The organism is Pseudomonas fluorescens, assembly GCF_019212185.1.
GTDB lineage: Bacteria > Pseudomonadota > Gammaproteobacteria > Pseudomonadales > Pseudomonadaceae > Aquipseudomonas.
Genome location: NZ_CP078138.1, coordinates 2349613 through 2363829, shown reverse-complemented (window position 1 = coordinate 2363829; position 14217 = coordinate 2349613). Strand labels below are relative to the sequence as shown.

General features: G+C 57.4%; 20 protein-coding genes and 1 tRNA gene. 9 read left to right on the top strand and 12 right to left on the bottom strand.

Translation table 11 applies throughout. The features are described 5' to 3' along the window. The first annotated feature begins 35 nt into the window (after window positions 1-35). From KW062_RS10760 to KW062_RS10740, 6 genes are read left to right on the top strand one after another with little or no spacing between them, the layout of a single operon-like run. The gene (locus KW062_RS10760; RefSeq protein ID WP_256350971.1) at window positions 36-461 is read left to right on the top strand and encodes a hypothetical protein; all 426 of its coding nucleotides are present in this window, start codon (window positions 36-38) and stop codon (window positions 459-461) included. A 49-nt stretch (window positions 462-510) separates the two neighbouring features. Then, on the top strand, window positions 511-876 hold the full coding sequence (locus KW062_RS10755) for a hypothetical protein (protein ID WP_105754703.1): 366 nt from the start codon (window positions 511-513) through the stop codon (window positions 874-876). Further along, window positions 873-1184, top strand: coding sequence for a hypothetical protein (locus KW062_RS10750; protein ID WP_105754704.1), 312 nt, complete (start codon window positions 873-875; stop codon window positions 1182-1184). Before KW062_RS10755 ends, KW062_RS10750 begins: the two co-directional genes overlap by 4 nt. A gap of 50 nt (window positions 1185-1234) precedes the next feature. Beyond that, window positions 1235-1729 (top strand): hypothetical protein, encoded by a 495-nt coding sequence (locus tag KW062_RS10745; RefSeq protein WP_105754705.1) that lies wholly within the window; start codon window positions 1235-1237, stop codon window positions 1727-1729. A 39-nt stretch (window positions 1730-1768) separates the two neighbouring features. Continuing rightward, window positions 1769-2173 carry a hypothetical protein gene (locus KW062_RS28860; RefSeq protein WP_256350970.1) on the top strand — a complete coding sequence of 135 codons (405 nt, stop codon included), beginning with the start codon at window positions 1769-1771 and terminating at the stop codon, window positions 2171-2173. Beyond that, window positions 2059-3222, top strand: coding sequence for a tyrosine-type recombinase/integrase (locus KW062_RS10740; RefSeq protein WP_256351115.1), 1164 nt, complete (start codon window positions 2059-2061; stop codon window positions 3220-3222). Before KW062_RS28860 ends, KW062_RS10740 begins: the two co-directional genes overlap by 115 nt. A gap of 79 nt (window positions 3223-3301) precedes the next feature. Here the strand turns inward: KW062_RS10740 and KW062_RS10735 are convergent. From KW062_RS10735 to thrS, 9 genes are all read right to left on the bottom strand, one after another. After that, a tRNA-Pro gene (locus tag KW062_RS10735) sits at window positions 3302-3378 on the bottom strand. Window positions 3379-3466: 88 nt separating this feature from the next. Next, window positions 3467-3823 carry a MerR family transcriptional regulator gene (locus tag KW062_RS10730; RefSeq protein WP_027620568.1) on the bottom strand — a complete coding sequence of 119 codons (357 nt, stop codon included), beginning with the start codon at window positions 3821-3823 and terminating at the stop codon, window positions 3467-3469. Then, window positions 3804-4106 carry an integration host factor subunit alpha gene (gene ihfA, locus KW062_RS10725; RefSeq protein WP_002553164.1) on the bottom strand — a complete coding sequence of 101 codons (303 nt, stop codon included), beginning with the start codon at window positions 4104-4106 and terminating at the stop codon, window positions 3804-3806. Before ihfA ends, KW062_RS10730 begins: the two co-directional genes overlap by 20 nt. A 3-nt stretch (window positions 4107-4109) precedes the next feature. Beyond that, the gene (gene pheT / locus KW062_RS10720) at window positions 4110-6488 is read right to left on the bottom strand and encodes a phenylalanine--tRNA ligase subunit beta (protein WP_105754707.1); all 2379 of its coding nucleotides are present in this window, start codon (window positions 6486-6488) and stop codon (window positions 4110-4112) included. 26 nt (window positions 6489-6514) lie between these two features. Beyond that, window positions 6515-7531: a phenylalanine--tRNA ligase subunit alpha gene (gene pheS / locus KW062_RS10715; RefSeq protein ID WP_027620570.1), complete on the bottom strand. Its 1017-nt coding sequence runs from the start codon at window positions 7529-7531 to the stop codon at window positions 6515-6517. Window positions 7532-7640: 109 nt separating this feature from the next. Further along, complete coding sequence (rplT, locus tag KW062_RS10710) at window positions 7641-7997, bottom strand: 50S ribosomal protein L20 (protein WP_027620571.1); 357 nt, start codon at window positions 7995-7997, stop codon at window positions 7641-7643. A gap of 28 nt (window positions 7998-8025) precedes the next feature. Next, a complete protein-coding gene (gene rpmI / locus KW062_RS10705; protein WP_027620572.1) occupies window positions 8026-8220 on the bottom strand; it encodes a 50S ribosomal protein L35 in 195 nt (64 codons plus the stop codon). Between the two features lie 60 nt (window positions 8221-8280). Beyond that, the gene (gene infC / locus KW062_RS10700) at window positions 8281-8832 is read right to left on the bottom strand and encodes a translation initiation factor IF-3 (RefSeq protein ID WP_170947229.1); all 552 of its coding nucleotides are present in this window, start codon (window positions 8830-8832) and stop codon (window positions 8281-8283) included. Further along, window positions 8832-10754 carry a threonine--tRNA ligase gene (thrS, locus tag KW062_RS10695; protein WP_027620573.1) on the bottom strand — a complete coding sequence of 641 codons (1923 nt, stop codon included), beginning with the start codon at window positions 10752-10754 and terminating at the stop codon, window positions 8832-8834. The genes infC and thrS overlap by 1 nt, the downstream gene beginning before the upstream one ends. Window positions 10755-11139: 385 nt before the next feature. Between thrS and KW062_RS10690 the strand changes: the two genes are divergently transcribed. Together KW062_RS10690 and KW062_RS10685 are read left to right on the top strand one after the other, a co-directional pair. Further along, window positions 11140-11439 (top strand): hypothetical protein, encoded by a 300-nt coding sequence (locus KW062_RS10690; protein ID WP_027620574.1) that lies wholly within the window; start codon window positions 11140-11142, stop codon window positions 11437-11439. Between the two features lie 292 nt (window positions 11440-11731). Then, on the top strand, window positions 11732-11944 hold the full coding sequence (locus KW062_RS10685) for a cold-shock protein (RefSeq protein WP_003179963.1): 213 nt from the start codon (window positions 11732-11734) through the stop codon (window positions 11942-11944). Between the two features lie 71 nt (window positions 11945-12015). On the opposite strand, the gene KW062_RS10680 is transcribed toward KW062_RS10685, so the two are convergent. Together KW062_RS10680 and KW062_RS10675 are read right to left on the bottom strand one after the other, a co-directional pair. Next, on the bottom strand, window positions 12016-12330 hold the full coding sequence (locus KW062_RS10680; protein ID WP_027620575.1) for an I78 family peptidase inhibitor: 315 nt from the start codon (window positions 12328-12330) through the stop codon (window positions 12016-12018). Between the two features lie 170 nt (window positions 12331-12500). Next, window positions 12501-12806 (bottom strand): hypothetical protein, encoded by a 306-nt coding sequence (locus KW062_RS10675; protein ID WP_027620576.1) that lies wholly within the window; start codon window positions 12804-12806, stop codon window positions 12501-12503. 132 nt (window positions 12807-12938) lie between these two features. On the opposite strand from KW062_RS10675, the gene KW062_RS10670 reads away from it, so the two are divergent. Then, window positions 12939-13151 (top strand): hypothetical protein, encoded by a 213-nt coding sequence (locus KW062_RS10670; RefSeq protein WP_027620577.1) that lies wholly within the window; start codon window positions 12939-12941, stop codon window positions 13149-13151. Window positions 13152-13159: 8 nt separating this feature from the next. Here the strand turns inward: KW062_RS10670 and KW062_RS10665 are convergent, their stop codons facing one another. Then, a complete protein-coding gene (locus KW062_RS10665) occupies window positions 13160-14188 on the bottom strand; it encodes a nucleoside hydrolase (RefSeq protein WP_105754708.1) in 1029 nt (342 codons plus the stop codon). Between the last annotated feature and the right edge of the window lie 29 nt (window positions 14189-14217).

The following is a 14217-nucleotide window of genomic DNA, read 5'->3' as shown; positions in this document are numbered from 1 at the left end:
CGCAATCACCCCTCACTAGCGGCAAGGACGAAGTCATGCCTGAAGAAAAGATAACGTTCGTAAATGGCGAGCCGGCGAAGTGCGGCTGCCAGATGGAGTTCAGCTCCGGCGGTGGTGAGTACTCCGACGTGCTTTACGTGATGCCTTGCCCGAATCACAGGCCGAAGTCCTTTGGCCCCGTCGAAGTGAAGCGCGACAAGGACGGCTGGTGGGGGCACCCGGGCATACCTGAATTCGATGGAGGCGAAGATCCGGCGCCGTACAGGGCCTGGGTAGCAGAACAAGGGTTAGAGGTGAAAGGCTGGCATTCGGGAGACGAGACCTACGACCTTCCTGAAGAGGATGCAGCGTGCACCGCCTGGAATCCCGAGTCACCAGGACCTGAGTGGTTCCTGATGGGGATCTTTGATACAGAGGACGGCCCGTATGTGCAGTGGGCGCGCCGGGATGTGACGCCATGATCGCCCTCGCCTGGTTCGCCTACGCTTACCGCTACAAGGGGCCGCGGTGATGAAGGCACGCATCGAGAAGAAACTCAGCAACAGGCTGGTCCAATTGAACCCAACGCTCTATCGGCGGGCTTGGATCGACAAGGACGAACCAAGCGAGCTTGCGTATGAGCAACGCACCCGCGTGAGCCATGTACGGAGCGTTGGCGGCGGTACCGACTATTGGGGCGAAGGTCAGGATGCATACACCGTATGGGCGGACTGGAAGATGAATTGGTGCTGGCATGGGCCGTTCGAGGAATACCCGCACGAGCATAACCTTGCGCACTACCCAAACACGGAAGGCTTCACGCCGACGACTCGCAACCTGTTGAAGCTAGCCGCCGAGTGCGAGCTGGCTGCTGTCGCCGCGGGCGGTCGGCGATGAGCCGCAGGGTCAGCGTCAGCACCGAGGAACTGGCCGGCCCGGCACTGCAGTGGGCAATCGACACCATCGAGGGCAGTCCGCAGCCGGACGCCGGACAGTTACAGCTCTTCGCCCAGGTAAACGCCGAGCAACTGATCGAGAAGTACGGCGTCTGGGTCGAGCGCGGTTACCACTATCCATGGCTCGCTGCTACAGACCGAGAGCCCTGGCACCGCATGGACGGCGAAACCCGAACCATCGCCGTGTTCCGCGCAGTGGTCTGGGCCAAGCACGGGCCAAACGTCAAAGTCCCCGCCGAACTCATTTAACCCCTACCCCACACAAGAGCCTGCCGGTGTACGGCGGGCGAGGAATTCCTATGTCCGCAACAGAACGATTTCACGAAGTCGCTAACGATGCACTTGTCAGCATCAGTGAACACCTGTGGCCCGGCGCCAAGCTGGCACTGGTGATCTACGAGCCAGGAAAACCAAAACTCGACATCGTGCTCAAGGATCAAGGGATCGACCTCGACGAGGTATTGAGCACCCTGCGCCGGGCGGGCCTGAGCATCGACGGCGATAACGCCTACAAGCGCGACCTGCTCGACTCAATCGTCGGGGCAATGGCCTTCGGCTCTCAGAACAACAACCCGCCACCTGCCGGGCATTGGGGCCAGCGATTCTGGGATATCGGCCGTGGTGAGGCCGAGGCACGCAAAGAGCTGATCTCGGCGCTGAAGCTCAATCGAGAGAACCTGCGCGCATGCCAGGCAACCATCCACCTGTGCGGTGGGTTCGACCCAGCCTACGTCAACGAAGCCCAAGCTGCGATGAAGATTGCAGACGAAGCGCTCGCCAAGTTCTCCCAGTAACCACCACCTTCTGCCGCCACGCGCAGCATGGAGCAATACATGGGCAGTAAAGCATCATCCAGAAGCATGCCACTTGCCCCAAGGTTCATTCGGGCTGGCGAGGCGCCTACATACCTGAGTATGTCACTCCCCCTATTCAACGAGATCGTCCGCCCCTACGTGAGCGAGTTTCCGATCGGCGAGCGAGGTGTTGGTTTCGACCGACAGGAGTTGGACGAGTGGGCGTCCTCCTACGTTGCGGCCAAAGCAATTGATAAAAAACGCGCCCCGGAGCAACAATTGCCCCGCAGCGAGCGCCAGAAAGGAGAAACACAATGGCGCGAAAAACGATCACAGGCCTCTCCCAAAGGAAAGGTCTCTGGCATATCGACAAGAAAATCAACGGCGAAAGACTTTACGAATCTACTGGAACAAGTGACCGGCAAGAAGCAGAACGCTACCTGATACACCGACTGGAGCAGATCCGGCAGGAGAAGGTCTACGGCGTTCGGCAGGTCAGAACGTGGCGGGATGCGGCGATGCGCTTCTTGGTCGAATTTAAGGATCAGCCTTCGATCAAGCTTTCGGCTCACCATCTTTCACAGCTGGACGAATTCATCGGCGACATGCCGCTAACCCATATTGATGACCAAGCCCTCGGGCCTTTCATTAAGGACAGGTTGGCGACCAAGACGCTGCCAGATGGCAAGGTGAAAAAAGGTGTGAGCAACAGGACGGTGAATATCTCGATCGAGCGTGTGGTTCGGGTTTTATCGTTGTGTGCCAGGAAGTGGCGAGATGATGAGCGAAGGCCGTGGCTGGATAGTGTGCCGATGCTCACGAAACTGGAAGAGAAGAAGTCGAGCCGCAAGCCTTACCCGATGTCATGGCAGGAGCAGTCGATTCTGTTTGCAGAATTGCCGGCCCACCTGCAAACGATGGCCCTGTTCAAAGTGAACACCGGCACCCGGGAGCAGGAGGTCTGCAAGCTGAGATGGGATTGGGAGATTGCGGTACCGGAGCTCGGGAGCAGCGTTTTTCTGATACCGGCTGATTTTGGCGGGAGGCACGAACGGTCCGGTGTGAAAAACGGTGATGAGCGACTCGTCGTGCTGAATAGCGTGGCCAAGTCGATCATCGAGCAACAGCGAGGCCTGAGCAAGGAATGGGTATTCCCCTACAACGGCAACGCAATGCATCGCATGAACGACTCGGCTTGGAAGAAGGCGCGGGTGAGAGCGGCAAAACTCTGGCAGGAGGAAAACCTTCGCCCCGCTCATCCAGGTTATGCATCCATAAGGATCCACGACCTCAAACACACATTTGGCCGTCGGCTACGCGCAGCAGGCGTCACCGAGGAAGATCGAAAGGCACTTCTGGGCCACAAGAACGGCAGCATCACCAGTCACTACTCGGGCGCGGAGCTCGGGCATCTGATTGAAGCTGCAAACATGGTATCAGCAACCGATTCGCGTGGACCGGTCCTGACAATCTTGAAGAGGAAGCAGGCGTGAAAAATAGAGAAGTCACGCAAAAGTCACGCACATGAAAAAGCCCAATGCTGTGAACATTGGGCTAAGTCATTGAATTATATGGTCGGGACGGAGTGATTCGAACACTCGACCCCTAGCACCCCATGCTAGTGCGCTACCGGACTGCGCTACGCCCCGACTAGGCGTGTTACCTGTTGCTGTTCTCGAAGAACGCTCAAGAATATATCGCAAGCTTTTGAAAACTGGAAGTATTTAAAGCAAGTTTTTATTTCTTGAGGACCACCAGTACATCTTCGAGCTCGGAGATCATCTGGCGGATCATTTGCTTGTACTGGGTGGTGTCGTCTTTGGCCTCGTCACCGGACAATCGCAAGCGTGCGCCGCCTATGGTGAACCCCTGATCATAAAGCAACGCGCGGATCTGCCGGATCATCAGCACGTCTTGTCGCTGATAATACCGGCGGTTTCCGCGGCGTTTGACGGGGTTGAGTTGAGGAAACTCCTGCTCCCAATAGCGCAGTACGTGCGGCTTTACCGCACACAGCTCGCTGACTTCACCAATGGTGAAGTAGCGTTTGCCTGGGATGACGGGAAGCTCGTCGTTATGACTTGGTTCCAGCATAAGCCTCAACTCGGGCCTTCAACTTCTGCCCTGGACGAAAGGTGACCACACGGCGAGCCGTGATCGGGATTTCTTCCCCCGTTTTCGGATTGCGGCCAGGCCGCTGGCGTTTGTCCCGAAGGTCGAAATTGCCGAAACCGGACAATTTGACTTGTTCGTTGTCTTCGAGCGCGTGCCTGATTTCTTCAAAAAACAGTTCGACCAATTCCTTGGCCTCCCGTTTGTTCAGGCCCAGCTCTTCATACAGACGTTCCGCCATCTCAGCTTTCGTCAGAGCCCCCATACGTCACTTCCTTAACGTGGCGTTCAACCTTTGTTCGAGCGAGGTGAGGATGTTTTGCGTCGTGGTATTCACCTCATCGTCATTAAGAGTGCGCGATGGATGCTGCCAGGTCAAGCCAACGGCAAGGCTTTTTCTATGAGGATCAATGCCTTTACCCTGATAAACGTCAAAGAGCCTGAGCTCTGTCAGCCATTCGCCTGCATTTTCACGGATTACTTCCATGACGGCACTGGCGGCAACGCCGGCATCGGCCAGCAGTGCGAGGTCACGACGAACTTCAGGAAAGCGCGATAACTCGTGGAATTTCGGCATTTTGCCCAAGGCCACTTCGCTCAATACCAGCTCGAAGACGAACACCGGACGGTCGAGACCGAGAGTTTTCGACAGCTCAGGGTGAATCGCGCCGACGTAACCGACTTCGCGACCTTCACGCTCGATGCGCGCAGTTTGCCCCGGGTGCAGCGCCGGGTGTTTGCCTGGCACGAACGTGAACGAATCCAGTGCACCGGCAAAGCCCAGCACCGCCTCCACATCAGCCTTGATGTCGAAGAAATCGACCACATCACGACCCTGCGCCCAACCTTCCGGCAGACGGCTGCCGCACACCACGCCAGCCAGCATTGGCTCTTGCTTAAGGCCGTCCAGTTGACCGACAAAACGCAAGCCGCTCTCGAACAGACGGACGCGATCCTGCTGACGGTTCAAGTTGTGCTGCAACGACTTGACCAGGCCCGGCCACAGGGACGAACGCATGGCCGCCATGTCGTTGGAGATTGGATTGGCCAGCAACAGCGGTTCGACGCCCGGATTGAACAGTTCGGACTGTTTTGGATCGATGAAGCTGTAGGTGATCGCTTCCTGGTAACCACGCGCTACCAGCAGGCGACGCAATTCAGGCAATTCGCTACGAGCTTCAGCCTTGGCCTGTGGTGCCAGGCGAGCTTGCGGGTAGCGAACCGGCAGGCGGTTGTAGCCATACAGGCGCGCCAGTTCTTCGATCAGATCGACTTCCAGGCTGATATCGAAGCGATGGCTTGGCACTTCTACGCGCCACTGCCCTTCTCCATCGGCAGAGATGGTCAGGCCCAGAGCACTGAGCAGACGCTCGACTTCGGCCGGGTCCATTTCCATGCCCAGCATCTGGGTGATGCGTTGGGCGCGCAGGGTGATCGGGGCGATCGATGGCAGGTGCTGCTCGCTGACGGTCTCGATGATCGGGCCAGCGTCGCCACCGGTGATCTCCAGCAGCAGGCCAGTGGCACGCTCCATGGCTTCACGGGCCAGTTGCCAGTCCACGCCACGCTCGTAGCGGTGCGAAGCGTCGGTATGCAGGCCATAGGAACGGGCTTTGCCGGCGACTGCGATCTGGTCGAAAAATGCGCTTTCGAGGAACACGTCGCGCGTAGTTGCGCTGACGCCGCTGTGCTCGCCGCCCATGATGCCGGCGATTGCCAGGGCACGGGTGTGGTCGGCGATGACCAGGGTATCGGCACGCAGGCTGACCTCCTGACCATCGAGCAGTACCAGCTTCTCGCCTTCTTCGGCCATGCGCACGCGAATCCCACCGTTGATTTCGGCAAGATCGAAGGCGTGCAGCGGCTGCCCCAGCTCCAACATCACGTAGTTGGTGATGTCGACGGCAGCATCGATGCTGCGCACGTCGGCTCGACGCAAGCGCTCGACCATCCACAGCGGCGTAGGACGGGACAGGTCGACGTTGCGAACCACCCGGCCCAGGTAACGCGGGCACGCAGCCGGCGCCAGCACTTCGACCGGACGCACTTCGTCGTGGACGGCCGGCACGCTAGCTACCAACGGACGGCTGACAGGCGCGGCATACAGCGCGCCAACTTCACGTGCCAGGCCGGCCAGGGACAGGCAGTCGCCACGGTTCGGGGTCAGATCAACCTCGATGCTGGCATCTTCCAGGTCCAGGTAAACGCGGAAATCTTCACCCACCGGCGCATCGGCCGGCAGCTCCATCAGACCGTCATTGCCCTCACCCACCTGCAGCTCGGATTGCGAGCACAGCATGCCGTTGGACTCGACGCCACGCAGCTTGGCCTTCTTGATCTTGAAGTCGCCAGGCAGTTCGGCACCGATCATGGCGAACGGGATTTTCAGGCCCGGGCGTACGTTCGGCGCGCCGCAGACCACCTGGAACGTTTCCGCGCCATTGCTGACCTGGCAAACACGCAACTTGTCAGCGTCCGGGTGCTGCTCGGTGCTCAGCACCTCGCCCACTACCACGCCCTTGAAAACACCGGCGGCCGGGGTAACGCTATCGACCTCAAGACCGGCCATCGACAGACGAGCAACCAGCTCATCGCGACTAACCTGCGGGCTTACCCAGCCACGCAGCCATTGTTCACTGAATTTCATCCTGCTCTCCTAAGAATTCGTTACGACTAGCGAAATTGCGCGAGGAACCGCAAGTCGTTGTCGAAGAACAGACGCAAGTCGTTCACGCCGTAACGCAGCATGGCCAGACGCTCAACGCCCATGCCGAAGGCAAAGCCGGAAAACTCTTCCGGGTCGATGCCGGACATGCGCAGCACGTTCGGGTGAACCATGCCGCAGCCCATGACTTCCAGCCAACCGGTCTGCTTGCAGACACGGCAGCCTTTACCGCTGCACATCACGCATTCCATATCGACTTCAGCGGATGGCTCGGTGAACGGGAAATAAGAAGGACGGAAGCGTACGGCCAGTTCTTTTTCAAAGAACACCCGCAGGAACTCCTCGATGGTGCCCTTCAGGTCGGCGAAATTGATATCGCGGTCGACCAGCAGGCCTTCGACCTGGTGGAACATCGGGGAGTGAGTGATATCGGAGTCGCTACGGTACACACGGCCTGGGCAGACGATGCGGATCGGCGGCTGCTGCGATTCCATGGTGCGGACCTGTACCGGTGAGGTATGGGTGCGCAACAGCATGTTCGCATTGAAATAGAAGGTGTCGTGCATCGACCGGGCCGGGTGATGGCCTGGGATGTTGAGCGCCTCGAAGTTGTGGTAATCGTCTTCGACCTCAGGGCCTTCGGCGATGCCGTAGCCGATATGGGTGAAGAATTGTTCGATACGTTCCAGAGTCCGGGTAACCGGATGCAGACCACCGGAGGTCTGGCCACGGCCAGGCAGGGTCACGTCAATGGACTCGGCGGACAGTTTGGCTGCCAGGTCGGCCGCTTCAAACAGCGCCTTGCGCGCATTGAGAACCTCTGTGACACGCTCCTTGGCAACGTTGATCAGGGCGCCGACCTGCGGACGCTCCTCTGCCGGCAAATTCCCCAGGGTCTTCATCACCTGAGTCAATTCACCTTTTTTACCAAGGTAGTGAACCCGGATTTGCTCCAGGGCATTGATATCTTCAGCGCTTTGCACAGCCTCTAGTGCTTGAGAGACCAGCGCATCCAGGTTTTCCATGTACAGACTCCAGATACAAAATAGGGGAAGAGCTTGAAGGCTCTTCCCCTATTTATGACGTTTAACACCGGACCCCACAGAGGTGAGGCCTGGTGACTGTCGGGGGTACTTAAGCCAGGATGGCTTTAGCTTTCTCGACAATCGCAGCAAACGCCGCTTTTTCGTTCACTGCCAGATCAGCCAGAACCTTACGGTCGATCTCGATGGACGCTTTTTTCAGGCCGGCGATGAAACGGCTGTAGGACAGACCGTTGATACGAGCACCAGCGTTGATACGAGCGATCCACAGAGCGCGGAACTGACGTTTTTTCTGACGACGGTCACGGTAGGCGTATTGGCCTGCCTTGATTACCGCTTGCTTGGCAACACGGAATACGCGCGAGCGAGCGCCGTAGTAGCCTTTAGCAAGTTTCAGAATTTTTTTGTGACGCTTACGGGCAATGACGCCACGCTTTACACGAGCCATGAGTTACTTCCTCTATTCTTGACTAAAATTAACGAAGGCGCAGCATGCGCTCGACTTTTGCCACGTCAGACGCGTGCAGCAAGCTGCTACCGCGCAGTTGACGCTTACGCTTGGTCGACATTTTGGTCAGGATGTGGCTCTTGAAAGCGTGCTTGTGCTTGATACCGTTAGCAGTTTTCAGAAACCGCTTAGCAGCACCACTTTTGGTCTTCATTTTTGGCATGTTCGGATACTCCGCATTCAGTTGATAAACATAATCAGAAGGCCTGCCGTGCCCTGTTGATTACTTCTTCTTTTTCGGGGCGATGACCATGATCAGCTGGCGTCCTTCCATCTTAGGATGCTGTTCGACCGAACCGTACTCGAGCAGGTCAGCTTCAACCCGCTTGAGGAGTTCCATCCCCAGCTCCTGGTGGGCCATCTCACGGCCGCGGAATCGCAAGGATACCTTGGCCCTGTCCCCGTCACTCAGGAAACGTACCAGGTTGCGCAGTTTTACCTGGTAATCCCCTTCCTCCGTCCCTGGACGAAACTTGATTTCTTTAACCTGGATCTGCTTCTGATTTTTCTTGGCCGCGGCAACCTGCTTCTTCTTTTCGAAGATCGATTTGCCGTAGTCCATCAGCTTGCAAACAGGAGGTACTGCATCGGCGGAAATTTCCACCAAATCGAGCTTGGCTTCTTCAGCCTTAAGAAGCGCGTCTTCAATTGACACAATCCCAAGCTGCTCGCCTTCAGCCCCAATTAACCGAACCTCGCGTGCCGAGATATTCTCGTTGATCGGGGCTTTCGGTGCAGCTCGTTTATCTTGTCTCATTTCACGCTTAATAATAATTACTCCGAATCTGGGCGACCACGCCGGGAAACCGCTTGCGCGAGAAACTCAGCGAACTGGGCGACGGGCATCGAGCCCAGGTCAGCACCTTCACGAGTACGCACAGCGACAGTCTGCATCTCGACTTCCCGATCTCCGATAACCAAGAGATAAGGAACCTTGAGCAAAGTATGCTCGCGGATTTTAAAGCCGATCTTTTCATTTCTCAAGTCAGACTTGGCACGAAAACCGCTTTGGTTGAGAGTTTTTTCAACCTCAGCCGCAAAATCTGCCTGTTTATCAGTGATATTCATGATCACTGCCTGGGTCGGAGCCAGCCATGCGGGGAACGCGCCCTCGTAGTGCTCGATCAGGATGCCGACGAAACGCTCGAAGGATCCGAGGATCGCCCGGTGCAGCATGACCGGGTGCTTGCGACTGTTGTCTTCGGAGACGTATTCGGCTCCCAGACGGATTGGCAGGTTAAAATCGAGCTGCAAGGTACCACATTGCCAGACACGACCAAGGCAATCTTTTAGCGAGAACTCGATCTTCGGACCGTAGAAAGCACCCTCGCCCGGCTGCAGATCGTACGCAAGGCCCGCACTGTCTAGCGCTGCGGCCAGTGCCGATTCGGCGCGATCCCACAATTCGTCGGAACCAACGCGTTTTTCCGGACGAGTGGACAGCTTCATCTCGATGTCTTTAAAGCCAAAGTCGGCGTAGACATCCATGGTCAGCTTGATAAACGCAGCGGATTCGGCCTGCATCTGCTCTTCGGTGCAGAAGATGTGGGCATCGTCCTGGGTAAAGGCACGGACGCGCATAATGCCGTGCAGGGCACCCGACGGCTCGTTACGGTGGCAGGCACCAAACTCGGCCAGACGCATCGGCAGTTCGCGGTAGCTCTTCAAGCCCTGGTTGAACACCTGCACGTGGCACGGGCAGTTCATCGGCTTGATGGCGTAGTCGCGGCTTTCCGACTCAGTGGTGAACATGTTGTCGGCGTAGTTGGCCCAGTGCCCGGATTTCTCCCACAGGCTACGGTCAACCACTTGCGGCGTCTTGATCTCCAGGTAGCCGTTTTCACGCTGTACCTTGCGCATGTACTGCTCGAGTACCTGGTACAGGGTCCAGCCGTTCGGGTGCCAGAACACCATGCCCGGGGCTTCTTCCTGGGTATGGAACAGGCCAAGACGCTTGCCGATCTTGCGATGGTCGCGCTTTTCAGCTTCTTCGATACGCTGGATGTAAGCCGCCAGTTGCTTCTTGTCGGCCCAGGCGGTGCCGTAGACGCGCTGCAGCTGCTCATTCTTGGCATCACCGCGCCAGTAGGCGCCGGAGAGCTTGGTCAGCTTGAAGGACTTCAGGAAACGGGTATTCGGCACGTGCGGACCGCGGCACATGTCGACATATTCTTCGTGGTAATACAGGCCCATGGCCTGTTCGCTCGGCATGTCCTCGACCAGGCGCAGCTTGTAATCTTCGCCGCGCTGGGAGAACACATCGATCACTTCAGCACGCGGAGTGACTTTCTTGATGACGTCGTAATCTTTTTCGATCAGCAGGTGCATGCGCTGTTCGATGGCGGCCAGGTCGTCCGGAGTGAAAGGACGCTCGTAGGCGATGTCGTAATAGAAGCCTTCTTCAATGACCGGACCGATCACCATTTTCGCCGTTGGGTACAGCTGTTTGACCGCGTGGCCAATCAGGTGCGCGCAAGAGTGGCGAATGATTTCCAGCCCCTCTTCGTCTTTGGGCGTAATGATTTGCAGCGTAGCGTCGCTATCGATGACATCGCAGGCATCGACCAGCTTGCCGTTGACCTTGCCGGCCACGGTGGCCTTGGCCAGGCCGGCGCCAATGGAGGCGGCGACTTCGGCTACGGATACCGGATGATCGAACGAACGTTGACTGCCGTCGGGAAGAGTAATAGTGGGCATGGCGCCTCCTCTCCTAGTGGTGACCCCTACCAAAGGTCACGTGGGTTGGGATGAGCAGCCAGTACGCGACTCAGTCCAGGCCATTCAATGATGAACGCCTGCCTTACAGCGGCAGGAGCCTTGCGGCCAACCGGGAACCGAACCAGAGTGACTGGAGATCAAATCAGGGTTATTCGGACATTGACCGCGCCGGAGAACAGATCATCCAGGGCCTGAAAATATCCAAGCGGGGAATCCTAGCACAGATGAACGGTCACCGCTGCGCACACGTTGCGCGGTAAGGGAATTCAGGGCAAATACCGGGCAAAACTGAACTTGAGGTGTACGAAGCGCCTCAAATGCCCTGAGAATCGCGACACTTAACTGACCCTCAGGAGTTTTTCTCATGCGTCTTACGAGACTTTTCGCCTTGGCCGCGCCATTGGCCATGTTGTTGCCGTTGAGTGCTCATGCGGCATGGCCTGCCGGGATGCGCGCTGACTTCATGAAGGATTGCAGCGGCGCCGCCGAAAAAACCATTGGCAAAGCTAATGCCGACAAGCATTGCGCGTGCGGCGCAAACGAACTGGATAAAAAGTTTTCCACCGACGAAATCAAGCAACTCATGAGCAAAGAGCAAGCTCCGTCGCCTGAACTGGTTCAGAAAGCCCAAGCGGCGATTGCCTCCTGCAAGGCCCAGCGATAACGATTTTTCCAGGCAGTTTTTCCGCCCCAACCTACCGAAACCGGCGAAAAAACTGCCAAAAACTACATTTCAGACAGCTTTTTCAGCTTTTTTTATGGCTTTTGTTTTCGACTGAAACCCTTGTAAACCGGGGCCTCCAGCCGTTTCAAAGCGGAAAGAATGCGCAACTGTCTGGCAAACAGTGCTGTCGGGGGGGTGCCAAGTCGAACATTTCGACTATGATACCCGGGTGTGCCCAGTTGGCCTGAGCAGCACAGTACTACTGAAAATATATGTTTCTTGGAGATACACCATGTCTAATCGCCAAACCGGCACCGTTAAATGGTTCAACGATGAAAAAGGCTTCGGCTTCATCACTCCTCAAGGTGGCGGTGACGACCTGTTCGTACACTTCAAAGCTATCGAAAGCGACGGTTTCAAAAGCCTGAAAGAAGGCCAAACCGTTTCCTTCGTGGCTGAGAAAGGCCAAAAGGGTATGCAAGCTGCACAGGTTCGCCCAGAGTAATTTCTCGGCGCACTAAAAAAACCCCGTCCAAGTGACGGGGTTTTTTATGGGCGATACAAAACCTGCTGCGATCAGCCGCAGTTGACCCGGTTGATCACCAGGTTGGCGTCGGTATTCAGGTTCAGGCGATCGGAGCGGTATTCCAGGGTGATCATGTCGTTCGGCCGCAGGATCCTTGCGCTTTGCGAGCCGGAGCGGGTGCGGGCCTCTTCGAGCAATTGCGGCGAAGCCTTCTTGCCCAGGGTGAACTCGGCCGCCGTTGCGTCACAGCGACCGCTGCCAGCCTCGGCTGCGACAGGGCCCTTGGCCGATTCAGACGTGGCGGTGCAACCGGCCAACATGGCAACCGCCAGCACAGTACCCAATGACGCGAGCTTCCAAGGCATGACGCCTCCTTTCAATAATTAAGCTGAATTCGTGCAACAACCGACCATCGTCGAGACGTTTGGTTCAGGGTAGCGGCCATCACCTTGCCCTCCCGGACGTCGAACGCGCAAGTTTGCCTGAGCCTCCCGGCCCTGTTCAGCGCACAATCGTGACTGAATATGAACAGCACTCAGTAAACATCAATGTAATCGTAGGGAGGATTGGGCCAGTTTTCTTTTAGCGCGTTGAAGATCTGCATGACCCAGACTTCATCACTGGCAGCGACTCGTCCGACATAGCCGGATCCTTTTGCCCAGGTTTCCAGGCGAAATAGTAGGTGGTCAATGTCGGTACCGCCCACCACCCCTGACGAAATGTAGGCAATACCGCCCTTGGTCACCCGCAGCTGGGTGTGTTCATCATCGCTGGCAGAAGCCAGCAATTGGCGAACGGCCTCGAGAGTCAGGCCGTCAGGCGTGTTCAAATCGATCTGCACAACCAGGTTCCTGAACGTTGATCAAAGACCAAGTGTCGCATAGCCCTGCGTTGCTGCCTAAGTCGGAGTGCCAAACGCGGCACAAAATGGTTAACTCGACACTCAGACCTTTCCTACTTCACGAGCATCACCATGAACAGCGTAAGCATCGAAGCCGCCATCAAAGTTAATTGGCCACAGGGCCATAGTTCCTACAGCCCTGGCAGCCCGGAAGAACTTGCGCTCCTCAGCATCGACCTGCTCGTCAAGGCCCTTGGCGCCGAAGCAGCCCATACCTTTATTGCGCAAATTCTCGAAAAATACCCACTAGGGCAGAAGCTGGCCCCAGCGTCCGAACAGGCCTGAGGTGCAACTTACTTCAGGCGGGCGAGGCGCTCGGTCAGCAGATCGAAAAAGCCCTGCGCATCGCCACTCTCGACCCAGAACGCATTTTTCGGCGCCTTGAGGCCATCGTACCAATCGACGATGGTCTGGCCGAAGGTTGGCCCTTCACGACTGTCGATCACCACATTGACCTCACGACCACTGAACAGCTCAGGCTTGAGCAGATAGGCGATGACCGTGGCGTCATGCACCGGTCCACCAGGCAAGCCGTAGTGCTCCATGTCGCCTTTGACGTACTCGTTAAGAATGCCCCCCACCAGTTTGCTGGCGCGGTTGTTCAAGGCCGCGATCTGCTTGAGGCGCGCCTCGCTGGTGAGGATCTTGTGGGTCACGTCCAGCGGCAGGTAGGTGAGCTTGACCCCGCTCTTGAGCACCACTTCGGCGGCCTGCGGGTCGGCGAACAGGTTGAACTCGGCGACCGGGGTGATGTTGCCGCCATTGAAGTGCGCCCCGCCCATGATCACCACTTCCTTGATGCCCTGGGTGATGTCCGGCGCCTGGATCAACGCCAGCGCCAGGTTGGTCTGCGGTCCGAGCATGGCAATGGTGATGCTGTGGGGCTCGGCGGCACGCAAGGTGTCGATCAGGTAGTTGACGGCGTTGCCCGCTGCCAGCCCGGCCTTGGGCTCATGCACCGACACGCCGGACAGACCTTCCATGCCATGGATATCCTCGGCATAGATGGGCGTGCGCATGAGCGGTTTAGGCGCGCCAGCATAGACCGGCACCTCCTCGCGCCCTGCCCACTCCTGGGCCAGACGCGCATTTCGCGACGTCTTGTCCAGGCGCACATTGCCCGCCACCGCGGTCAGGGCGCGAATGTTCAACTCCTCTGGCGATGCCAGGGCGAACAGCAACGCCACGACGTCGTCCGCCCCCGGGTCCGTGTCGATGATCAGTTCGATTTTTTGCGCCGCGTGGGCGCCGGTAGCGGTTAGCAGAGTCAAAAGCAGCAGGCTCCGGAGTGAAAGGCACAGTCGTTGAGCATAGCGTTGCATGGCGCGTTCCTTGTGCATGAGTGAAGCGA